Source organism: Mycobacterium szulgai, assembly GCF_002116635.1.
GTDB classification, from domain to species: Bacteria; Actinomycetota; Actinomycetes; order Mycobacteriales; family Mycobacteriaceae; genus Mycobacterium; species Mycobacterium szulgai.
Map to the genome: position 1 here is coordinate 26,250 of NZ_LQPW01000145.1, position 25,514 is coordinate 51,763.

The 25,514-nt window shown below is 64.1% G+C and carries 8 protein-coding genes; 5 read left to right on the top strand and 3 right to left on the bottom strand.

Going from position 1 to position 25,514, the window contains the following annotated elements; translation table 11 throughout:
* The first annotated feature begins 6 nt into the window (after window positions 1-6).
* Together AWC27_RS21090 and AWC27_RS21095 are read left to right on the top strand one after the other, a co-directional pair.
* Window positions 7-1,167, top strand: a complete 1,161-nt coding sequence (locus AWC27_RS21090) for an FAD-binding oxidoreductase (protein WP_083113597.1) — start codon at window positions 7-9, stop codon at window positions 1,165-1,167.
* 24 nt (window positions 1,168-1,191) lie between these two features.
* On the top strand, window positions 1,192-4,461 hold the full coding sequence (locus tag AWC27_RS21095) for a helix-turn-helix transcriptional regulator (RefSeq protein ID WP_085672305.1): 3,270 nt from the start codon (window positions 1,192-1,194) through the stop codon (window positions 4,459-4,461).
* Between the two features lie 3 nt (window positions 4,462-4,464).
* Here the strand turns inward: AWC27_RS21095 and AWC27_RS31290 are convergent, their stop codons facing one another.
* On the bottom strand, window positions 4,465-4,632 hold the full coding sequence (locus tag AWC27_RS31290; protein WP_169726828.1) for a hypothetical protein: 168 nt from the start codon (window positions 4,630-4,632) through the stop codon (window positions 4,465-4,467).
* A gap of 182 nt (window positions 4,633-4,814) precedes the next feature.
* Between AWC27_RS31290 and AWC27_RS21105 the strand changes: the two genes are divergently transcribed.
* The 3 genes from AWC27_RS21105 (at window position 4,815) to AWC27_RS21115 (ending at window position 23,803) form a co-directional block, all read left to right on the top strand.
* On the top strand, window positions 4,815-5,708 hold the full coding sequence (locus tag AWC27_RS21105) for an aldose 1-epimerase (protein ID WP_085672270.1): 894 nt from the start codon (window positions 4,815-4,817) through the stop codon (window positions 5,706-5,708).
* A gap of 105 nt (window positions 5,709-5,813) precedes the next feature.
* Complete coding sequence (locus AWC27_RS21110) at window positions 5,814-13,112, top strand: PPE family protein (RefSeq protein WP_085672271.1); 7,299 nt, start codon at window positions 5,814-5,816, stop codon at window positions 13,110-13,112.
* Window positions 13,113-13,246: 134 nt separating this feature from the next.
* Window positions 13,247-23,803, top strand: a complete 10,557-nt coding sequence (locus AWC27_RS21115; protein WP_085672272.1) for a PPE family protein — start codon at window positions 13,247-13,249, stop codon at window positions 23,801-23,803.
* Window positions 23,804-23,925: 122 nt separating this feature from the next.
* On the opposite strand, the gene AWC27_RS21120 is transcribed toward AWC27_RS21115, so the two are convergent.
* The gene (locus tag AWC27_RS21120) at window positions 23,926-24,306 is read right to left on the bottom strand and encodes a heat shock protein transcriptional repressor HspR (protein ID WP_085672273.1); all 381 of its coding nucleotides are present in this window, start codon (window positions 24,304-24,306) and stop codon (window positions 23,926-23,928) included.
* Window positions 24,306-25,478 (bottom strand): molecular chaperone DnaJ, encoded by a 1,173-nt coding sequence (dnaJ, locus tag AWC27_RS21125; protein ID WP_085672274.1) that lies wholly within the window; start codon window positions 25,476-25,478, stop codon window positions 24,306-24,308. The genes AWC27_RS21120 and dnaJ overlap by 1 nt, the downstream gene beginning before the upstream one ends.
* Window positions 25,479-25,514: the final 36 nt, after the last annotated feature.

Below are 25,514 nucleotides of genomic sequence, written 5' to 3' on the forward strand. Positions count from 1 at the left end.
GAGCCCGTGGGCCTCGATGACCGAGCTGCGTTGCAGGTGCTGCGCGACGCCTTCGATCCCGCCAGCCCAGACCTCGTCCGCCGGTTCTACACCCACTGGTTTGCCCTCGACAGTTCGGTGCGTGAGCTGTTCCCGCCCGAAATGGACAGCCAGCGAGCAGCTTTCGCACACGCGCTGCACTGGGTGTACGGCGAGCTGGTCGCCCAGCGCGCTGACGAACCCGTGGCCTTTCTGGCCCAGCTCGGCCGCGACCACCGCAAGTACGGTGTGCTGCCGGCCCAATACGAGACGTTGCGCCGAGCTCTGTACGCCACGATGCGCGGCCATGTCGGTGATGCCTGGACCGACGCCGTCAGCCGGGCGGCCGAGCAGTCACTGAACCTGATCACCGGGGTGATGAGCGGCGCCGCGGACTCCGAAGAGGGGCCGGCGTGGTGGGACGGCACCGTCGTCGAGCACGCGCGGGTGTCAAGGGATCTCGCGGTGGTGCGGCTGCGGCTGGACCGCCCGCTGCAGTACCACGCCGGCCAGTACGTCAACGTCCACGTCCCCCAATGCCCGCACCGCTGGCGATACCTGAGCCCGGCCATTCCGCCCGACCCCGACGGCCGGATCGAGTTTCACGTCCGCGTGGTGCCCGGCGGTCTGGTCAGCAACGCCATTGTCAGCGAAACCCGGCCCGGCGACCGCTGGCGATTGGCCGGTCCGCACGGCGCCTTGCGGGTCGACCGCGATGGTGGGGACGTGCTCATGGTCGCCGGCAGCACCGGCCTGGCGCCGCTGCGGGCGCTGATCCTGGACCTGAGCCGTTACGCCCAAAACCCGCGGGTGCATCTGTTCTTCGGCGCACGCTACTTCTGCGAGCTCTACGACCTGCGCACGTTATGGCAGGTGGCGGCGCAGAATCCGTGGCTGTCCGTCTCACCGGTGACGGAGTACAACCGGGATCCGCCCTGGGCGGCCGACTATCCCGACGTCTCGCCACCGCGTGGCTTGCATGTGCGCCAGAGCGGGCGCTTGCCGGAGGTGGTCACCAACTACGGCGGCTGGGGCGACCGACAAATCCTCATCTGCGGCGGCCCGGCGATGGTGCGCGCTACCAAAGCCGCACTGATCGCCAAGGGCGCGCCGCCGGAACGCATCCGGCACGACCCACTGTCGCGTTAGAGTGCGTCCGAGGAGCGAGTGGGCGTGGGCGATTTGCTACCGCAGGGCACGGTGACGTTGCTGCTGGCTGACGTCGAGGGTTCCACGCGCCTGTGGGACAGCCGGCCCGACGAGATGAGCGCCGCCGTCGCGCGACTGGATGACGCGCTGGCCGAAGTGGTGGCGGCCCACGACGGAGTACGGCCGGTCGAACAGGGCGAGGGCGACAGTTTCGTGATCGCCTTCCCGCTCGCGTCCCATGCGGTGGCCGCGGCGCTGGATCTGCAGCGGGCACCGCTGGCACCCATCCGGTTGCGCATCGGCCTGCACACCGGCGAGGTGCGGCTGCGCGACGAGGGCAACTATGCCGGACCGACCATCAACCGGACCGCGCGGCTGCGCGACCTGGCACACGGCGGCCAGACAGTACTGTCCAGCGCCACCGAAAGCATCGTCATCGACCGGCTGCCGGAAGCGGCGTGGCTGCTCGATCTGGGCACTCATCAGCTGCGTGATCTGCCGCGCCCCGAGCGGGTGCTGCAGCTGTGCCATCCCGATCTACCGGTCGAGTTCCCACCGCTTCGCGTTGCCAATGACGCCGTGTCCCATGGCTTCCCGGTGAATCTGACCCAGTTCGTCGGCCGCGGCACGCAACTCGGCGAGGTACACCGATTACTTGCCGAAAACCGGCTGGTTACCCTGACCGGCGCGGGCGGAGTGGGCAAGACCCGGCTGGCGGTGCAGCTGGTGGATCAGGTTGCCGGCGAGTTCGGCAGCGCTTGGTATGTGGATTTGGCACCGGTCGCAGATCCCGATCTGGTACCGCTGACGGTCGCGCGTGCGCTCGACCTGCACCACCTGCCGGGCCGGCAACCGGTGGACACCGTGCTGAAATCGCTCGGCACTCGTCAGATCCTGGTGGTGCTGGACAACTGTGAACATCTGCTCGACGCGGTGGCCGCCTTCGTCTTGGCAGTGGCCGAAGCCTGTCCGGACGTGAGGTTCTTGGCGACTAGTCGCGAACCGATCCGGGTCCCGGGTGAGGTGAGTTACCGGGTGTTGCCGCTGTCGCTCAACGACGAAGCCGTACAGATGTTTGCCCACCGCGCCCGCCTGGTGCGGCCCGACTTCGAACTGACCGACGACAATCGCGCCCTGGTAACCGAGATCTGTTGTCGCCTGGAAAGTTTGCCGCTGGCCATCGAACTGGCGGCGGCGCGGGTGCGGTCGTTGTCGCTGGACGAGATTCTCGATGGTTTGCAGCACCGGTTCCAGCTGCTCACGGGTGGCGCCCGTACCACAGTGCGACGTCAGCAAACACTGTGGGCGTCGGTGGATTGGTCACACGAGCTTCTCACCGAGCAGGAGCGGATCCTTTTCCGCCGGCTGGCGGTGCTGGCCGGTTACTTCTTGCTCGAGGACGCACAGGCCGTGGCCTGCGACGGTCCCCCCACTGCTTCGGTGCAGCGCTATCAAGTCCTCGACGAGCTCACGCTGCTGGTGGACAGATCGCTGTTGATGACCGACCAACGACGCGGCCGGACCTGCTACCGCGTCTGCGAGACGATCCGCGACTACGCGCTGGAAAAGCTTTGCGAGGCCGGCGAGGCCGACGTCATCCGCACTCGTCATCGTGACCACTACGCCGCGTTGGCCAGTCTGCTCGACAACCCGGGCAGCCCTGATTACCCGCACCACCTCGACCACGCCGAAACCCAGATCGACAACCTGCGGGCCGCGTTCGGGTGGAGCCTCGACAATGCCGAAACCGAAGTCGCCCTGAGTCTGGCTTCCTCACTGCTACCGGTGTGGATGACGCGGGGGTGCATCCACGAGGGCAGATCCTGGTTCGACACGATTCTTGGCGACACCGACTTCGACCACCTCGAGGTGTCGCCCGCGGTGCGTGCCCGGGCGCTTGCCGACAAGTCGGTACTGGACATCTTCGTCGACGCCGCCGCAGGCATGGACGAGGCCCAGCGCGCGCTGACGGTGGCGCGCGAGCTCGACGATCCGGGCGTGCTGGCCAGGGCGCTCACCGCCTGCGGCTTGACCGCCGTCGTGGCGGCCGGCCCGGCGGCGGCTGCCCCGTACTTCGCCGAAGCGGTCGGGCTGGCCCGCGATTTGAACGATCGGTGGCGACTGGCCCAGATCCTCACCTTTCAGGCGGCCGATGCGCTCGTGGCGGGTTACCCGCTGGCGGCGCGCACCGCCGCCGAAGAGGGGCGCGAGCTGGCGAATGCGATTGGCAGCCAAGCTGATTCGCGGTGGTGCCGTTGTTGCCTCGGGTTCGCTCATCTCATGCGCGGCGACCTGACCGACGCCGCGGCCCAGTTCCTTGAGGTCTGCCTGGAGGCCGAGGCCGCACAGGACATGGTGCACAAGGCCAATTGCCTGCAGGGATTGGCCTTCGCGCGGGCATTTCGCGGCGAGCTGGACGCGGCCCAGACGGCCGCCGACGCAGCGCTCGAGTCCGCCGGGCTGGGCGAGTATTTCGCGGGTATGGGCTACTCGGCCCTGACGACGACGGCGCTGGCCGCCGGCGACATCGCGACGGCAAAAGCCGCGGGCGAGGTGGCCTGGCAGAACTTGAGTCTGTCCATACCGCAGTCGGCGTCGGCACAGCGTACGGTCAATGCCCAGGTTGCGTTTGCGTCCGGAGACTTGGTCTTGGCTCGCCGCTGGTGCGACGAAGCCGTGCAGTCAATGACCGGTCGGCACCTGATGTCGGCGCTGGCCACCCGCGCCCGGATCGCGATCGCCGAGGGCAAACACGACGAAGCCGAACGCGACGCGCACCAGGCAATCTCGTGCGCGGCCGACAGTGGCGCACAGGTTGATCTTGCCGACCTGTTGGAGATTCTGGCCGCGGTGGCCGCCCAGACCGGCGCCCACCGGGAAGCTACGCGGCTTTTCGGGGCGGCCGATGCTATTCGGCGGCGAATCGGATTGGTACGCTTCGTGATTCACCAGCCAGAGTACGATACGACGGTGGCGGCACTGCGAGATGTCCTGGACCGCAAGGACTTCGACGCCGCATGGGCCGAGGGGGCGGCGCTGTCGACCGACGACGCGATCGCCTACGCGCAACGCGGTCACGGCTGGCGGAAACGACCCGCCACCGGTTGGGAGGCGCTGACGCCGACCGAGATCGACGTGGTACGGCTGGTCAGCGAGGGACTGGCGAATAAGGACATCGCGACGCGGCTGTTCGTCTCACCGCGGACGGTGCAAACCCACCTGACCCACATCTACAACAAACTCGGCTTCACCTCCCGCGTCCAACTCGCCCAGGCCGCGGCCGGCCGCACCTGACGGTCAAAGCCGCTCGGCAGCGCGGGCCATGCCGGCCTGCTCGAGGTAGGCGTAGCGTCGCGGGCAGTCCTTGGCCCGTCCCTCACGCGCCGAGACGTCGTCGGACGACAGTTTCAGCAGCGAGCGAATCCGGGACACGCGGCCGTTGCCCTTCGGTGCGACTCTTTTCACGGGAGACATTCCTTCCATCAACTTTCACGTGCTTTCCACTGTGCGATCCGGCGATCCGAAACCCATCGGCAAAGACGCGTAGATTTGCCCGGCGAGGGGACGTATGACGCCCGTCACATTTCGCGGCGGTCTACGCGGTTGCATTCGGCGCCACCCGCTCGGACTGGTCCTAGGCTGGCCGTGTGCACGTCGTCATGCTGCGCGATCAGTCGTCGTCGATGACGGCGCAATTCGTGCCCCAAGCAGGCATGATCGGCACCTCGCTGGCCGACTCAGGGGTGGAGCTACTCGGGCAGCGACGCGGCCTGGATGCCTACCTGAACGCCGGCAAGACGATGGGGATCCCGATCCTGTATCCGTGGGCCAATCGGCTGGGCGGGAATACGTATACCGCCGAAAACGTCACGACCACCCTGGTTGCCGGTCATAACGGGGTTCGTCCCGACCCCGCCGGGTTGCCCATCCACGGTGTGCTGGCCGCCTATCCGGGCTGGCGGGTGACGTCTGAAACGGCCGACGAGCTGGCCGCCGAGCTGGATTTCGGCGCCGACCCCGGATTGCTGGCCAGTTTCCCCTTCCCACATGTGCTCGGGGTGACGATCCGGCTGCACGAACGGACGCTGACGATGCACACCACGGTGACCGCGACCGGCGACGCGGCCGTGCCACTGTGTTTCGGGTTCCACCCGTATCTGCACCTGCCGGAGGTGGCGCGCGACAAGTGGGTCATCGAGACACCGCACCTGCGCCACCTGTCCCTGGACCAGCGGGGACTGCCCACCGGCGAGACGTCGGCCTGGCCGCCGCGTTCAGAACACTTGGCAGACAAGGCTTTCGACGACGCGTACGACGAAGTCGAGGACGGCGCGATATTCGCCGTGACCGGCGGCGGCCGGCGCCTCGAGGTTCATTTCGAACGCGGATATCCGGCCGCCCAGATCTTCGCACCCCCCGGCGAGGACGTGATCTGCTTCGAGCCGATGGCCGCACCGACCGACGCATTGCGTCGCGGCGGCTATCGGAGGGCACGCCCGGGTGCGCCGGCCACGGCAGTGTTCTGCATCCGCGCCTGCTGAAAGGGTATGGGTCGGAGCGATTGCTCCGGTACTATCCGGAGCAATAGCTCCGCGCTTTGCAGAGGCGCGTCATTGGACATATGAAGGCAAGGCTGGGCGCAGCGCATGAGTTTCGTGACACTGCCACCCGAAATCAACTCCCGGCGGATGTATACCGGTTTGGGTTCGGGGCCGATGGCGGCTGCCGCGACGACGTGGGAAGAGTTGGCCGCCGAGTTGGAGACGGCAGCGGCGTCGTTCGGGTCGGCCGCCTCAGGCCTGGCCGGTGACTTATGGCGCGGAGCAGCGTCGATTGCCATGACGGCTGCGGCGGCGCCTTATCTCGACTGGCTGGTCGTCGCCGCGGCACAAGCTGGGCACGCGGCCATCCAGGCAAAAGCCGCTGTGGACGCCTACGAGGCGGCCGTCGCCGCCACGGTGCACCCGGCGACCGTCGCCGCCAACCGCACGCTGCTGTCGGTGCTGGCCCAGTCGAATTGGCTGGGACTCAACGCCCCGGCGATCGCGGCCATCGAAGCCCAGTACGAGCAGATCTGGGCCCAGGACCTGGCGGCGCTGTTCGCCTACAACAGCACCGCCGAGCAGATCGTTTCGGCGCTGACCATTCCGTGGAACGCCCTGGTCGACGTCGTCGAGCGGATTCCCGGCCTGGCATCGGTGGTACCGGCACTCGTCGGCGGCAGCTTCGCGAATACCGGCGTGCAGAACTTCGGCGTCGGCAACTTCGGCAGCTTCAACCTGGGTTCGGCCAACCTGGGCAGCTTCAACGTCGGACCGGCCAACCTGGGCACCTTCAACCAGGGCATCGGGAACTCGGGCAACTTCAACGTCGGCATCGCCAACAACGGCAACCACAACATCGGCATCGCGAACTTCGGCAGCAACAACATCGGCATCGGGCTCACCGGCGACAACCAGATCGGCATCAATCTCGCAGGCGGGTTCAACTCGGGGCACAACAACATCGGCTTGTTCAACTCCGGCAACAACAACGTCGGATTCTTCAACTCGGGCAGCGGGAACTGGGGTATCGGCAACCCCGGCAACTTCAACGCCGGCTGGCTCAACAGCGGCAGCTTCAACACCGGCTTTCTCAACGCCGGCAGTGCCAACACCGGCTTTTTCAACGCCGGCAGTTTCAACACCGGCTTCCAGAACAGCGGCGACGGCAATACCGGTTTCTACAACGCGGGCAGGTACAACACCGGCTTTTCCAACTTCGGCGATTTCAACACCGGCTTCTACAACATCGGTAATTACGACACCGGCGTTTACGTCGTGGGGAATTACAGCAACGGCTTCTTGACGTTCGGCGATTATAAAAACCTAATCGGACTGGACGTCTCGATCACGATTCCCGCGATGCCGTTGACAAAGGCGATCAATATACTGCTCAACTCGCCATATACCTTCGGCGGATCAGAGTTTCAAATTCCCGGTTTCTACTTCCCGAGACAATCCGTCAGCGGGGGCGGAATCGAGTTCTTCTTCTTCGGACCACTGGACATCCCGGCGTCGACGATCAGCATTCCGGTATGGACGATCACCCTGGGAACGCCCGCGATTAATGTCAACGCGACCGGTCAGGTCGACCCGCTGACCATCCATTTCATCGACATCCCAAGGGCGCCAGGCTTTTTCAATTCCACCACCGGTCCTTCGTCGGGCTTCTTCAACAGCGGCACGGGCAGCGCATCGGGCTTCGGCAACTTCGGCGGCCTGGGCAGCAAGGCGTCGGGCTTCCTCAACATCGCCGCCGGGCAATCGGGGGTGTCCGGCCTGCAAAACGTCGGCGCGGCGGTATCGGGCATAGCGAACATCGGCAACAGCGTGTCCGGTATCTACCACACGACCAGCCAGAGCCTGCCGGTCTCGTTGAACCTGGGGTTCGGCAACGCCGGCAGCTTCAACCTCGGCACCGCTAACCTAGGCAACTTCAACCTCGGCCCGGCCAACCTGGGGGACTTCAATCAGGGCTTCGGCAACGCGGGCAGTTTCAATCTCGGCTTCGCCAACACCGGCGACCACAACATCGGTTTCGCCAACACCGGCAGCAACAACGTCGGCATCGGCCTGTCCGGCGACGGCCGGTTCGGGATTGGCGGACTGAACTCCGGCGAAGGCAACTTCGGCCTGTTCAACTCGGGCAGCGGCAACGTCGGCTTCTTCAACTCCGGATCGGGAAACATCGGTATCGCAAACTCCGGCGTCGGCAATCTCGGCATCGGCAACCCGGGCAATTTCAACACCGGCATCAGCAACGCGGGCAATGCCAATACCGGCTGGTTCAACATCGGCAACGCCAACTCGGGCGTCGGCAACACCGGCAGCGGGAACACCGGCAGCTTCAACGCCGGCAACCACAACACCGGCTACTTCAACTCCGGAAACCTGAATACCGGCGTCGGCAACTCGGGCAATATAAACACCGGCGCCTTCAACTCGGGCAACATGAACAACGGATTCTTCTGGCGCGGCGATTTGCAGGGAGCAAGCGGCGCCGAATTCTCCATTTACATCCCGGAATACACCGCCCACGTCAACGTCAGCATTCCCATCAACATTCCAATAGGCGTGGTCGATTCCGGCAATGTCGTGTTCCACGGGATCTCCATGAACAGCGTGCCCTACGGGATTCTCGGCCTGACCGCCGGCACCATCACGTCGCTCAACGTCCCGCCCATCAACCTCATGTTCTCCACTCCGCTGCCCACCATCGTCGTCGGCGGACCCGACACCTCGATCGACATCACCGTCAAGGCCGGCATCGGACCTGCCAGGCTGAGCCTCTTCGGGATTCCGCCGGGAACGGGTTTCGGAAACTCGACCACCGCACCGTCATCGGGTTTCTTCAACACCGGACCCGGCAGCGCCTCGGGCTTCGGAAACATCGGTGCCAACGCTTCGGGGCTGTTCAATACCGCCGCCGGGCTGGGCGTATCGGGCTTCAACAACGCCGGGAACACGCTTTCGGGCCTGGCCAACTTCGGCAGCCATGCCGCAGAGCTCTTCCACGGCGGCGCGCCCAGCACCAATATCGGCGGCCTGAACACCGGTGTTTTCAACCTCGGCCTCGCCAATGCCGGCCGCTTCAACCTCGGCGTCGCAGACATCGGCGACTTCAACCAGGGTTTCTCCAACGCTGGCAGCTACAACTTCGGCTTCGCCAACACCGGAAGCCACAACATCGGCTTCGCCAACACCGGCGACTACAACATCGGCATCGGGCTCACCGGCAACACCCAGTTCGGCTGGGGCGGCCTCAACTCGGGCAGCAACAACATCGGCCTGTTCAATTCGGGCAGCAACAACATCGGGTTCTTCAACTCGGGCGCAGGCAATTTAGGCATCGGCAACCCGGGCAACCACAACTTCGGAATCGGCAATATCGGCCAGGCCAACACCGGGATCTTCAACACCGGCAGCTTCAACTTCGGCAACTTCAATTCGGGCAGCTTCAACACCGGCGGTTTCAACCGCGGCGATTACAACACCGGATACTTCAACACCGGCAGCTACAACACCGGGCTGGCCAACTCCGGCAACGTCAACACCGGCGCGTTCATCGCCGGCAACTACGACAACGGCTTCTTCTGGCGGGGCGATCACCAGGGCTTGATCGGTGTGGACGTGGGGATCAACCTGCCCGATGCGGGCATCCCGTGGCACTTCGACGTCAACGTGCCCATCGATATACCGGTTACCGCGGTATTGGGTTCGGTGACACTGCAGGGCTTCACGATCCCCCCAGTCTCCCTCGACATCATCAACCAGGATCTGGTCACCGTCGGTCCGGTGAGCCTGTCGGACCTCACCATCACCTTGCCCTCGATAACGATCCAATTGGGCAGTCCGGACACCGCAATCGACATCGCGGGCAGCGGCGTCGTGGGCCCCGTCCGGTTGTCACTGCTGCATCTGCCGGCGGTCCCCGGCTTCGGCAACACGACCGCGGGCCCGTCGTCGGGCTTCTTCAACGCCGGTCCTGGCAGCAAGTCCGGCTTCGGCAACGTCGACGCCAACGTGTCGGGCCTGTTGACCCATGCGCTGACGGGTGCCGCAATCCCGGCCGGACCGGCGAACTTCAGCAGCTGGGGCCCGCTGGCCGTCAATCTGGCACCGGCCAACCTCGGCAACTACAACATCGGCCTGGCGAACTTGGGCGACTTCAACCAGGGCTTGGCCAACGCGGGCAGCTACAACCTCGGTTTCGCCAACACCGGCAGCCACAACGTCGGTTTCGGCAACACCGGCAGCTACAACTCCGGCATCGGGCTCACCGGAGACCACCAGACCGGATTCGGTGGGTTCAACTCGGGCTCGGGAAACATCGGCCTGTTCAACTCCGGCACCGGAAACATCGGGTTGTTCAATTCCGGCACCGGAAACATCGGTGTCGGCAATTCCGGCAGCGGGAACTTCGGCATCGACAACCCGGGCAGGTACAACACGGGCATCGGCAACACCGGCATCGCCAATACCGGCTTCTTCAACGCCGGCAACATCAACATGGGCATCGGCAATACCGGCAACTACAACACCGGAAATTTCAACGCGGGCAGCACCAATACCGGCAGCTTCAATGCCGGCGACTTGAATACCGGCTACTTCAACTCCGGCGACCTGAACACCGGCATGTGGAACAGCGGGAACATCAATACCGGCGCCTTCAATGCCGGCAGCATGGACAACGGTTTCTTCTGGAAGGAAGACAGCCGTGGCCTATTGGGCGGCGGCTACGCCATTCACATCCCCGAAATCGGGTTCGGGTTCGACATCGGTATCCCATTGAACATCCCCATCAGCGTCGAACTGGGATCGTTGATAATCTCCCCGTTCCACCTTGCGCCGCTGGGGGTGCACTTCGCGACCGACTTCCTGCCGGACATACACGTCGGCAGCATCAGCATCCCGCAAATCCAAACCGACCTGCCCACGGTGCAATTGCTGATCGGCGGGCCGGACACCTCGTTCGAGGTGATCACCCACGCGGGCATCGGACCCGTCGACATCCCGCTGCTCGACATCCGGCCCACGGCGGGCTTCGCAAACTCCACCACCGGCCCATCGTCGGGCTTCTTCAACAGCGGCAGCGGCAGCTCGTCGGGCTTCGGGAACATCGGCATCAATTCGGGCTTCTTCAATCTGGCCACCCACGGCCTGGGCAATTCGGGTTTCCAGAACGCCGGCACGCTGCAGTCGGGCTTCGCCAACTGGGGCAGCACCATGTCGGGTGTGCTGGGCACCGGACCGGCGGACTTCGCCCCGGCCTTCGCCTCGGGCTTCGCCACCCCGGAATTCCGGCTCAACGTAGGCAGCTTCAACCTCGGCCCGGTCAACCTCGGCAGCTTCAACTTCGGCCCCGCCAACTCGGGCAGCTACAACGTCGGCTTCATCAACATCGGCAACCACAATTACGGCTTCACCAACACGGGCAGCTACAACATCGGCTTCGCCAACACCGGCAGCCACAACTTCGGCATCGGGCTGACGGGCGACAACCAAGTCGGTATCGGTGGCCTCAACACCGGCGGCAACAACATCGGTCTGTTCAATTCCGGCAACAACAACATCGGCTTCTTCAACTCCGGCAGCGGCAATTTCGGCATCTTGAATTCCGGCAGTCAGAATGCCGGCCTGGCCAACACCGGGACCGCCAACACCGGATTCTTCAACGTCGGCAACGTCAACACCGGCGTCGGCAACACCGGCAACTACAACACCGGCAACTTCAATGCGGGCAGCGCAAACACCGGGTCGCTGAACACCGGCGACTACAACACCGGCTACCTCAATAGCGGCAACTACAACACCGGCCTGGCGAACTCCGGCGACATCAACACCGGCGCTTTCATATCCGGCAACATGAACGACGGCCTCTTCTGGCGCGGCGACCGCGAGGGCCTCTTCAGTTTCTCCTACGCGATCAACATTCCAGAAATACCGGCGCACCTCGACGTCAAGATCCCGCTGAATATACCGATTACGGGCGACATGACCCCGTTGACGGTGCATTCGATTTTCATCGGTGCGCCCAGCGTGGAGATGAACGTCCTGCATCTCGGCGTCGAAGTCGGCGCCTCGGGCTACTTCGGACCGATAGCGATCCCCGACATCGTGCTGAGCCTGGACGGGCCGCTGCAACTGGTGGTGGGCGGGCCGGACTACGTCCTGGAAATAACCGGCACTGCCGGCGTCGGGCCCATTTCCCTTCCGCTGCTTAATATTCCGGCGGCTCCGGGCTTCGGCAACTCCACCACCGGACCGGCTTCCGGCTTCTTCAACAGCGGAACGGGCAGCGCGTCGGGCTTCGGCAACTTCGGCGGCAACGTCTCCGGGCTCTTCAATTCGCTGGCAGCCAATTCACAAGCGGCCGGGCACATCTCGGGCTTCCTCAACGCCGGGGCCCTGCAGTCCGGCGTGCTGAATCTGGGCAATACCGTCTCCGGGTTGCTCAACACCAGCACGCTGGACCTCTCCACACCGGCGCTGATCTCGGGTCTGGGCTTCACCGACATCGGTCACCTGCTGGGCCACTTCAATCTGGGCTCCGGCAACGCGGGAAGTTTCAATCTGGGGCCGGACAACTCGGGCAGCTTCAACCTGGGCTTCTGGAATTCGGGCAGCTACAACTTCGGCTTCGTCAACGCGGGCAGCCACAACTTCGGCATCGGGAATTCCGGCAGCGGCAACATCGGTATCGGCCTCACCGGCAACAACCAATTCGGCATCGGCGGGTTCAACTCGGGCGCGGCAAACTTCGGCCTGTTCAATTCGGGCGTCGCGAACATCGGCTTCGGAAACTCCGGCACCGGAAATATCGGTTTCTTCAACTCCGGCACGGGAAACTTCGGCATCGGAAACTCCGGCAACTTCAACTTGGGCATCAGCAATACCGGCAGTTCGAACACGGGCTTCTTCAACGCCGGCAACCACAACCTCGGTTTCAACAATGCCGGAAGCTTCAACAAGGGCGCATTCAACCCGGGCGACCATAACCTCGGCCTGGGCAACACCGGCGACGACAACATGGGCGCCTTCATATCCGGCGACGGAAACAACGGCCTGCTGTGGCGGGGCGCGGGCCGGGGTCAAATCTCCTTGTCCTACAACGCCGTTCTTCCCACCATCCCGTACACCTGGGAATTGGATACTCCGCCCTATATCCCGATCCTGGGCACCGTGGGCCCGCTGACTCTGCACGCTGTCGACATCTTCATTCCCATACACATCGTCATCTCGCAGAATCTGGGCCTGCCCGATATTCCGGTGTACGACACGTACGCGTCCGTCACCATCCCGGACACCAGCCTGTTCCCGGCGACTCCACTGGACTTCAGCTACCTACTGCCTTATCACCTGCAGGGAACCGGCGCCTTGGGCCCGTTCAAGTTCGGCTTCTGAGCCTGCACGCGCCGGCCACCGACGCGACACGCGCTCGTAATCTTTGACGTCCCAAAGCCGATCCTGGATCCGACATCTGTTGAATAATCGTCACTGCTGAGCCATTCCGGCGCTCAACAGTAGGGACAGGTGATGTGAGCTTCGCGGTCCTTCCTCCCGAAATCAATTCGGCGCGACTGCTTCTTGGCGCGGGGCTGGAGCCGATGTTGAGTGCGGCGGCGGCCTGGGACGGACTCTCCAGCGAGCTGGGTGCGGCGGCAAACCAGTTCTCGTCGGTGACCGCGAACCTGGTGGGTTTCTCGTGGCAGGGGCCGGCGTCAATGGCGATGGCCGGCGCGGCGGCCCCGTATCTGGGCTGGTTGTCGGCGGCGGCGGCACAAGCCGACGAGGCGGCCACCCAGGTCCGGCTGGCGGCGGCCGCGTTCGAGGCGGCGCTGACCGCGACGGTCCACCCGGCCGTGATCTCGGCCAACCGCACACAGTTTGTCTCGCTGGTGATCTCGAACCTACTGGGGCAGAACGCCCCGGCGATCGCCGCGGCCGAATCCCAGTACGAGCAGATGTGGGCCCAGGATGTGGCCGCGATGTTCGGCTACTACTCCGGCGCCTCGGCCGCCGTCTCCGGGCTGACCCCCTTCGCGGCGGCTGCGCCCAGTGCGATCGGCGTTCTGGCGCAACGACTGGCCCGCAATCTGGGCCTGGCGAACGTCGGCCAGGGCAACGTCGGCAACGGCAACATCGGAAACTTCAACATCGGTTCGGGCAACATCGGCTCGAACAACATCGGCAGCGGCAACAACGGCAGCGGGAACTTCGGGTTCGGCAACGTGGGTCCGGGGCTGACAGCGGCGCTGAACAACATCGGCTTCGGCAACACCGGCAGCGGAAACATCGGCTTCGGCAACACCGGCGACAACAACATCGGCTTCGGCAACACCGGCAACGGCAACCGCGGCATCGGGCTCACCGGCAACGGTGCGCAAGGGTTCGGCGGCCCGAACTCGGGCACCGGCAACATCGGTCTGTTCAACTCCGGCACCAACAACATCGGAATCGGCAACTCGGGCACCGGAAACTGGGGCATCGGGAACTCCGGCAACAGCTACAACACCGGCATCGGAAACTCCGGCGACGCCAACACGGGCTTCTTCAACGCGGGTCTGGCCAACACCGGCATCGGCAACGCGGGCAATTTCAACACCGGTAGCTACAACCCGGGCTCCAGCAACACCGGCGGCTTCAACATCGGCAGCTACAACAGCGGCTATTTCAACACCGGTAATTACAACACCGGCCTCGCGAACAGCGGAAACGTCGACACTGGACTTTTGATTTCCGGCAACAACAGTAATGGTTTCCTGTGGCGGGCCGACAATCAAGGCTGGTTCTACGGACAAAACGGCCCGGGCCTGGGGAACACGACCACCCTGTTCTCGTCCGGATTCTTCAACAGCGGGCAGGGCAGCGCATCCGGAATCCTCAACTCCGGCGCCAACAATTCCGGCATCCTCAATTCCTCACTGGGCGCGATAGGCAATTCCGGTTTCGCCAATACGGGTATCCAGGAATCGGGTCTGTTCAACTCCGGCAACACCATTTCGGGTTTGCTCAACTCGAGCCTGACGGCGGTCACGATACCGGCGTACACCTCGGGTGTCCTCAACACCGGCAGCAACCTGTCCGGGTTCTTCCGCGGGCCCACGACCTTCAATATCGGCTTTGCCAACGTGGGAATCGGGAACATTCTCAGCAATGCCAACGTGGGCAATTACAACATCCTCGCGAATGCGAACGTCGGCAGTGTCAACATCCTGGGCAGTGGCAACCTCGGCGATTACAACATAGTGGGCAGCGGCAACTGGGGCAGCTACAACTTTTTCGGCAGCGGCAATATCGGCAACCAAAACCTGGGCAGCGCAAATATCGGCAATCAGAACTTCGGCGCCGCCAACATCGGCATATCGAACATCGGTTTCGGCAACCTGGGGAACGGCAATGTCGGCCGCGGCAACGTCGGAGACAACAACAACGGATTCGCCAATGCCGGCAACTTGAACCGCGGCTTCGCCAATACCGGCAACAGCAATACCGGCTTCGGCAATACCGGCAACAACAGCTTCGGTATCGGGCTCACCGGGGACAACCAGGTCGGCATCGGCGCCCTGAATTCGGGCATCGGTAACAACGGCTTCTTCAATTCGGGCACCAACAATGTCGGCCTGTTCAACGCGGGCACCGGAAACTGGGGCATCGGCAACTCCGGCACCGGCAACGTCGGCGTGCTGAACGCCGGCACCGGCAACTGGGGATTCGAGAACCCCGGCACCGGCAACACCGGCTGGTCCAACGCGGGCAGTTACAACTCGGGCCTGATGAACGCCGGCCTGCTGAACTCGGGCTGGCTCAACGCCGGCAGCTACAACACCGGCGGGTTCAACGTCGGCCAAACCAACACCGGCAGCTACAACGTCGGCAACGTCAACACCGGCTTCTTCAACCCCGGCGACACCAACACCGGCTTCTTCAACCCCGGCGACGTCAACACCGGCGCCTTCGACACCGGCAGCTTCAACAACGGCATTTTCGTCGCCGGCAACAACCAGGGCCAGATATCCCTGCACCTGTCGTACACCACTCCGTACGTCCCGATAAACGAACAGATGATCATCCCGGTCGATAGCGTGATGAACCTTGGCGGCCAAGTCATTCCGGTCACGGTGGCCGGTACGGTCTTCCCCAAAACCTATTACCTGGGCGGCTTCTTCTACTTCGGTCCGGTCATCCTCGGCGGGTCCGCCATCACCATTCCCAACGTGACGGTGGGCATCGGCGGCCCGAACATCAACGTTCCCATCACTTTCGTGGGCGCCATCGAAAGCCGCACCATCACGTTCATCGACATCGAGCCCGCCCCCGGATTCGGAAACAAGACCACCAACCCCTCGTCCGGTTTCTTCAACTCCGGCGCCGGCGGCACCTCTGGCTGGGGCAACTTCGGTGCCACCACTTCGGGCTGGTTGAACAGCGGTTTGAGTGGCGCACTGGGCAATTCGGGTTTTCAGAACTTCGGCTCGCTGCAGTCGGGCTGGGCGAACCTGGGTAACAGCGTCTCGGGTTTCTACAACACCAGCACGGCGAATCTCACTACGCCGGGCAACGTTTCGGGCTTTTCGAACATCGGCACCGACCTGTCGGGTCTGGTGCGCGACAACAATGGCACCTTCTTCAATCTGGGCCTCGGCGACCTGGGCCGGCTGAATGTGGGCAGCGGCAACATCGGCGATTTCAATTTCGGCGGCGGCAACATCGGCAGCCTGAACATCGGCAGCGGCAACATCGGCAGCCTGAACTTCGGCAGCGGCAACATCGGCAGCGGCAACATCGGGTTCGGCAACGCCGGTCCCACACTGACCGCGGCGCTCAACGACATCGGCTTCGGCAACACCGGCAGCAACAACTACGGCTGGGGCAACACCGGTGACAACAACATCGGCTTCGGCAACACCGGCGACAACAACATCGGCATCGGACTCACCGGCAGCGGCCAGGTGGGCATCAACTTCGCCGGCGGGTTCAACTCCGGTACCGGCAATATCGGCTTGTTCAACTCCGGCAGCAACAACATCGGTATCGGCAACTCCGGCAGCGGAAACTTCGGCTTCGGCAACTCCGGCAGCCTCAACACCGGCATCGGCAACAGCGGCAGCACCAACACCGGCCTGTTCAACGTCGGCATCGCCAACACCGGCTTCTCCAACGCCGGCAATTACAACAGCGGTTGGTACAACGCGGGTGATGCCAACACCGGCATCGCCAACCGCGGCAGCTACAACACCGGCCTGTACAACGCCGGCAACTACAGCACCGGCTTGGCCAACCAGGGCGCCATCGACACCGGCGCGTTCATCACCGGCGACATGGGCAACGGCATCATGTGGCGCGGCGATTCCGAAGGCCTCTGGGGCTCGAGCTACGTCATCCATATCCCCGAAATCCCCGGCCACGTCGACATCACCGCACCCATCAACATTCCCATCACGGCCGGTTTCACCAACACCCTGTACAGCGGAATCACGTTGGAGGACGTCCACTTCGGGTTCACCCCGGCCGTCGGTGGCGTCCCAATCCTGGCCGGGGTGATCAACTCGGTCACCGTTCCGCCGGTGACGGGCACCGGCCCCCAGGTGGTGTTCAACATCGGCGCGCTGGACGGTTCGACCAAGATCTTCGTCCCGGCCACGGCGACCCTCGGCCCCGCCGACTGGACGGTCTTCAACATCCCGGCGCAGACCGGCTACTTCAACTCGACGGCCAACCCGTCCTCGGGCCTGTTCAACCTCGGCAGCGGAACCGTATCGGGCTTCGGCAATCTCGGCTCCAACGTCTCGGGTTTCCAGAACTATGCCAACGGCGCAACGTCGGGCTTCAAGAACTACGGCGGCCTGCAATCGGGCATCGCCAACTTCGGCACCGCCGTCTCGGGCCTGTTCAACACCGGAGTCGGAACACCGGCCAACGTCTCGGGTGTGCTCAACCACGGCGCCAACATCGCGGGCTTCTTCCGCGATCAGGTGGCCGGGGTGACGACGTTCAATTTGGGGTTGGCCAACCTCGGCGCCAACAACGTCGGCTTCGGAAACGTCGGCGACTTCAACATCGGCCTGGGGAACCTGGGAACGGCCAACCTCGGCAGCGCAAACCTGGGCAGCTACAACATCTTCGACGGCAACCGCGGCTCATACAATTTCGGCCCCGGCAACTTCGGCGACTACAACATCGGCCTGGCCAACCTGGGCAACTACAACTTCGGCTTCGGCAACGCCGGCAGCTCCAACCAGGGCTTCGCCAACACCGGCAGCAACAACATCGGGTTCGCCAACACCGGCAGCAACAACATCGGTATCGGGCTCACCGGCAACAACCAGCAAGGCTTCGGTGCCTGGAACTCCGGCACCGGCAACAGTGGCTTCTTCAACTCCGGCACCAACAACGTCGGCTTGTTCAACTCCGGCAGCGGCAACATCGGGATCGCCAACTCCGGCACCGGGAACTGGGGCATCGGCAACACCGGCGACACCAACACCGGCATCCTCAACGCCGGCAACGTCAACACCGGATTCCTGAACCCGGGCAACGTCAATACCGGCGTCGGCAATGTCGGCGGCTACAACTCCGGCAGCTTCAACGTGGGCAGCTTCAACACCTTCGGCCTGAACCCCGGCTCCTACAACACGGGTCATCTGAACCTCGGCGACTACAACACCGGCTTGGGCAACTCCGGCAACGTCGACACCGGATTCTTCAACTCCGGCAACTACAGCAACGGTTATCTGTGGCGCGGCGATTACCAGGGTCTGTGGGGCATCGACTGGACCGTCTCGGTTCCCGACACCGCCATCCCGCTGCACATGCACGTCCCGATCTACCTCAACGTCCCCATCAACGGCACCCTGGGCGTCTTCACCATGTTCGGCTTCGTCATTCCGCCGGTGACCGTCGACGTGAGTTTCTTCGGCATCAGCACCAAGGTGGTCGAAGTCAATGCGATCTTCATTCCGAACATTGCGATCAGCCTGCCGCCGATAGGCATGAACATCGGCGCCGGCCCGGACCCGCTGATCGACATCGGCGGCAACGGCGGCCTGCTGCCCATCAAGATCCCGACCCTCAATATCCCAGCGACACCGGGCTTTTCGAACTCCACCACCGCGCCGTCGTCGGGTTTCTTCAACTCCGGCTCCGGTACCGTGTCCGGCTTCGGCAATACCGGCCGCAACAGTTCCGGATTCCTCAACCTCACCTCCGGCACTTCGGGAATCTCCGGATTCAAGAACTTCGGCGACCTGCTCTCCGGGATGTCCAACTTCGGCAACAACGTCTCCGGCTTCCTCAACACCAGCACGCTGGGTCTGGCGATGCCCGGCAATATCTCCGGCGTCGAGAACATCGGCAACAACATCGCCGGCTTCTTCAACAACAACCCGATCGCCAATGTCGGCTTCGCCAACATCGGCAGCGGCAACGTCGGCGGCGGAAACCTCGGCAGCAACAACTTCGGCTTTGGAAACGTCGGCAGCGGCAACTTCGGCAGCGGCAATATCGGCGACTTCAACTTCCTGTCCGGAAACCGGGGCAGCTACAACATCGGCCCCGCAAACCTGGGCGACTACAACGTCGGTCTGGGCAACTTCGGCAACTACAACTTCGGCCTCGGCAACCTGGGCAGCAACAACCAGGGCTTTGCCAACAACGGCAGCAACAACATCGGGTTCGCCAACACCGGCAGCAACAACATCGGGATCGGCCTGTCCGGCAACGGACAGTTCGGCTTCGGCGGCCTCAACTCGGGCAGCGGCAACACCGGCCTGTTCAACTCCGGCACGAACAACGTCGGCTTCTTCAACTCGGGCACCGGCAACGTCGGCATCGGCAACTCGGGTACCGGCAACTTCGGCATCGGCAACGCCGGCGTGGCCAGCACGGGTATCGGCAACGTGGGCCCGGGGAACTGGGGCCTATGGAATGCCGGAAGCGGCAATACGGGCATCGCCGATGCGGGTACCTACAACACCGGTCTCTACAACGTCGGCACCACCAACACCGGCTTCGCCAACCCGGGCGACTACAACACCGGTAGCTACAACACCGGCAGCTTCAACACCGGCGGTTTCAACTCGGGCGACTACAACACCGGCCATTTCAACAGCGGCGACTACAACACCGGTCTGGCGAACCCCGGAAACGTCAACACCGGCGCCTTCAACGCCGGCAATTACAACAACGGCATGTTCTGGCGCGCCGACTACCAGGGCCTGATCGGCGTTCACTACGCGTTCTACGTGCCGCAATTCCCGGTGCTGACCTTCGACATCAACATCCCGATCAACATTCCAATCCACGCCGATTTCAACACCCTGGCCGTCAACGGCTTCACCATCCCGCCGATCACCATCAACGCCCTGCAGATCACCAACTTCAGCATCGGGCCCATCACCATCCCGACCATCACCGGAACCCTGCCGGTCATCGACGTCACCATCGGCGGACCCGACAACGGGATTCCCATCGCCATTCGCAGTGGCGCCGGCCCCGTCAACATCACGCTGCTCGACATCCAGCCCGCTCCCGGCATCGGCAACACCACCAGCAGCCCTTCGTCGGGCTTCTACAACAACGGCACCGGAACCGTGTCCGGGTTCGGAAACCTCGGCGCCAACCTCTCCGGCTTCCGCAACACCAACATCGGCACCCTGGGCAGCTCGGGCTGGCAGAACTTCGGCTCGCTGCAGTCGGGCTGGGCCAACCTGGGCAACACCGTGTCGGGCTTTTACAACACCAGCACCGCCGACCTCGCCACCGCGGGCCACCTCTCGGGCCTGGCGAACTTCGGTACCGACCTGTCCGGCCTGTTCCGCGGCCCGGCTGGAACACCCGTCATCAACCTCGGTCTGGCCGACCTGGGCCACGGAAACCTCGGCAGCGGAAACGTCGGCGACTTCAACATCGGCAGCGGCAACCTGGGCAACGCCAACTTCGGCTTCGGAAACGTCGGCGACGCCAACTTCGGCAACGGCAACATCGGCAGCGGAAACTTCGGCTTCGGCAACGCCGGCCCGGGGCTGACGGCCGCACTGCACAACATCGGCTTCGGCAACACCGGCAGCGGCAACGTCGGCTGGGGCAACACCGGCGACGGCAACTTCGGGTTCGGCAACACCGGCACCGGCAACATCGGCATCGGCCTGACCGGTAACAACCAGGTCGGGTTCGGCCCGCTGAACTTCGGCACCAACAACATGGGCCTGTTCAACCTGGGCGACAACAACGTCGGAATTGCCAACGCCGGCAACGGAAACCAGGGTTGGGCCAACGCCGGCAACGGCAATATCGGCCTGTTCAACACCGGCAACAACAACGTCGGCATCGGGCTCACCGGCGACAACCAGTCCGGGTTCAGCTCGCTGAACTCCGGCTTCGCCAACACCGGATTCTTCAACGCGGGCACCAGCAACACCGGATTGTTCAACTCCGGCACCGCCAATTTCGGCCTGTTCAACTCCGGCACCGGCAACATCGGCATCGGCAACATGGGCACCGGCGGAATCGGCATCGGCCTGTCCGGAAACAACCAGATTGGAATCGGCGGCACCAACTCCGGCAGCTTCAACATCGGCCTGTTCAACTCGGGCACCGGCAACGTCGGTTTCGGCAACTCGGGCACCGGAAACTGGGGCATCGGCAACACCGGCACCGGCAACACCGGTATCGGCAACACCGGCACCGGCAACTCCGGCCTGTTCAACACCGGCAACTTCAACACCGGCATCGCCAATCCCGGCGACTACAACACCGGGGCCTTCAACATCGGCAACCTCAACACCGGATTTTCCAACCGGGGCGACTTCAACACCGGTTCTTACAACACCGGCAACTACAACACCGGTTGGTCCAACGCCGGCAACTACGACACCGGCGCCTTTATCACCGGCAGCTCGGACAACGGCTTCTTCTGGCGGGCGGACCGCCAGGGCCTGCTGTCCTACAACTACACGATCGTCATGGATCGGATCCCGGCCTACCTCACCGTCGACGCCCCGGTCAACATCCCGATCGTCGGCACCATCACCAACATCTCCATCCCCGCGGTCACCATTCCGCAGATCCCCGCCAGCGGAACCGTGGATCTGGCCATCATCTCGGGCACGGTCTTCGCCCCGATCGGCCCGATCAACATCCACGGCGGCGACCCCTCGGCCCCGTCGAACACACCGATCGTGATCGACTTCGGCACCCAGCCCGCGATCAAGATGAACATCGGCGCCCCGGACGGCTCGACCATCATCCACATCGGTGGAACCGGCGGGTTCGGCCCCGCCTACGTCCCGCTCATCGACCTCAAGCCCACCCCCGGCTTCTTCAACTCCACGACCGCGCTGTCGTCGGGCTTCGTCAACTGGGGTACCGGCAGCGCGTCGGGCTTCTTCAACTTCGGCAACAACTCGGGACTGGCCAACGTGGCCATCGGGGCCATCGGCAACTCCGGCATCCAGAACTACGGTTCGCTGCAGTCGGGCTTCGCCAACCTCGGCAACACCATCTCGGGCTGGTTCAACACCGGGACCGCCAACCCGTCCAGCGTGTCGGGCTGGCAGAACATCGGCACCGACCTGGCCGGCTGGTTCCGCAACGGGCCGGATGCGACGACGTTCAGCTTCGGTCTGGCCGACCACGGGTTCTTCAACCTCGGCAGCGCCAACATCGGCAACTACAACCTCGGCAACGGCAACATCGGCAGCTTCAACCTGGGCAACGCCAACATCGGCGACCTCAACCTGGGCGGCGCCAACATCGGCAGCGGCAACTGGGGTCTCAGCAACGTCGGCAGCGGCAACATCGGCTTCGGCAACGCCGGCCCCGGCGTGACGGCGGCCCTGCAGAACTTCGGGTTCGGCAACACCGGCAGCTTCAACATCGGCTTGGGCAACACCGGCAACGGCAACATCGGCTTCGGCAACACCGGCGACGGCAACATCGGTATCGGCCTCACCGGCAACGCGCTCACCGGCTTCGGCAACTGGAACTCGGGCAGCGGCAACATCGGCTTGTTCAACTCCGGCACCAACAACATCGGCATCGGCAACTCGGGCACCGGAAACTGGGGCATCGGCAACACCGGCAACTACAACACCGGTATCGGCAACAACGGCAACACCAACACCGGCTTCTTCAACAGCGGCATGGTCAACACCGGCTTGGGCAACTCGGGAAACTACAACACCGGCTTCTTCAACGCGGGCAGCACCAACACCGGCAGCTTCAACCCGGGCAACTACAACACCGGCGGCTTCAACCCGGGCAACTACAACACCGGCTACTTCAACACCGGCAACTCCAACACCGGCTTTGCCAACTCCGGCAATGTCGACACCGGCGCATTCATCGCCGGCAACTACAGCAACGGCTTCTTCTGGCGCGGCGACTACCAGGGCCTAGGGGCGTTGAGCTACCAGGTCACCATTCCGTCGATCCCGTGGAATTACGACATCCAGGGCGACATCGAAATACCGATCACCGGCACCATCAACGCGATCACTCAAGAGGCGTTCACGCTCGCCGAGTTCGCGATACCCATCAGTCTGGAAACCACCATCTGCATCCTCTACATCCCCTTCGTGGGATGTGTGCTGCACGTCTCGTTCACCATCCCGATCACCACCGAGCACCTCGGCCCGTACACCATCGATCCGAGCGTCCTCAACCCCGAAACGCCGCTGAGCTTCAACATCTCCAACCCGCTGAGCTTCATGGGCAACGGCTCGGTGGGCCCGACCACCTTCGGTTTCAACTGGCAGCAGTCGCCCGGATTCTTCAACTCGAGCACCGCCCCGTCGTCGGGCTTCTTCAACGACGGGGCGGGGGGCGCGTCGGGCTTCTTCAACGCCGTGGACGGCGCGGTGTCGGGGCTGGGCAACATCTACACCGAGACGTCGGGCTTCTTCAACTCCGGCGGCGTCGGAAACTCTGGTCTGCAGAACCACGGCACCCTGGAATCCGGCTGGGCGAACCTGGGCAACACCCTGTCGGGTATCTACAACACCAGCATCCTGGACGCGATGACGCAGGCCTTCATCTCCGGGGTCGGGAATTTCGGCAGCAACCTGTCCGGCTTCCTCAACGACAATGTGCCTTAGTTAACGCCCGGGCTCCGCTAATTGCGCCGTTCGCTCGCCCGCTGCCGCGGGCTCCGCTAATTGCGCCGTTCGCTCGCCCGCTGCCGCGGGCTCCGCTCACCGGCGCGGCTCACCGGCGCGGCTCACCGGCGCGGCTGCCAGACCACCAGGGCCGTGCTCTTGGGTACCACCGCGACCTCGCGGCGCTGGTTGGCCCGCAAAACGGCCAACTCGTCGGCCATCTCCCGCAGCCGGGACTGCAGCGCGTCAACCTGATTGGTCAGCTCGATGATGCGTTTGATCCCGGCGAGGTTGACGCCCTCGTCCTGCGAAAGCCGCTGCACCTCACGCAGCAAGTCAACGTCATGCTGCGAATACCGGCGGCCGCCGCCCGAGGTGCGCTCGGGCCGGACCAGGCCGAGCCGATCGTAGGTGCGCAAGGTCTGCGCGTGCATGCCGGCCAGCTCGGCGGCCACCGAGATCAGAAACGTCCGGGACTCTTCGCGCTTGGAGTTCTTGGCCATCAGCGGTTACCCGCCCATCCGGCCCGTGGGTTGAACCCGCTGGACCGCTCGGCGGCCGCATAGGCCTCCAGCGCCTCTTGGGCGGCGCCTTCCACGTTGGGCGGAACGGCCACCTTGACGGTGACGAGCAGGTCTCCGTTGCCACCGCTGCGCTTGGGAACGCCGCGACCGCGCACCCGCAGGATTCGGCCGTCGGCGGTGCCCTTGGGCACCCGCACGCCAACGGTTCCATCCAGCGTGGGCACCGAAAGCGTTGAGCCCAAAGCCAATTCGGTAAAGCTGACCGGAACGGTGACGGTCAGGTCGTCACCGTCGCGGCCGAAGACCTTGTCCGGGCGCACGTGCACCGTCACGTACAGATCGCCCGACGGGGCACCACGCAGGCCGGCTTCGCCCTGCCCGGCCAGCCGGATCCGTTGTCCGTCTTCGACACCGGGTGGAATCCGCACATTGATGGTGCGGGTGCGGGTGGTGACGCCGGTGCCTTTGCACTCGTCGCAGGGGTGCTCGATGATCGACCCGCTGCCGCGGCAATCGGTGCACGGTTCGGAGAAGCCGAACGCGCCCTGGTTGCGGTTGACCACACCCGAGCCGTTGCAGTTGGGACACACCTTGGGGCTGGTGCCCGGCCGGGCACCGCTGCCGTGGCAGTTGGTACACGGCGCCGGGCTGGTCAGCCGCAGCGGCATCGCTACGCCCTTCGCGGCCTCGAGGAAGTCCAGCTCGGTCTCGGTCTCCAAGTCGTTGCCACGCCGCGGCCGGCTCGGACGCGGACTGCCGCCGCGCCCGAACAAGCCGCCGAACAGGTCGCCGATGTTGGCGCCGCCCGAGCGGCCCGCCGCCTCGAACAGGTCGTTGAGGTTGAACTCAGCGCCGTCACCGCCGCCGCTGAAGCCACCGAAGCCACCGCCATCGAACCGGCGGCCGCCTCCGAAGCCCCCGCCGGAGAACAGCCGGCGGGTTTCGTCGTACTCCTTGCGCTTGGCCTCGTCGGACAAGACGCTGTAGGCCTCGGAGACCGCCTTGAACCGCTCGGCTCCCCCGGGGTTCTTGTCCGGATGCAGATCGGAAGCCAGCTTGCGGTAAGCCGTCTTGATGTCTTTCTGGCTGGCGTCAGAGGAGACGCCCAGCTCCTTGTAGAAGTCCTTTTCGACCCATTCACGCTGGGCCATATCGCGTCACCCCCTCTCAACCTCTCTTTTTCCGCG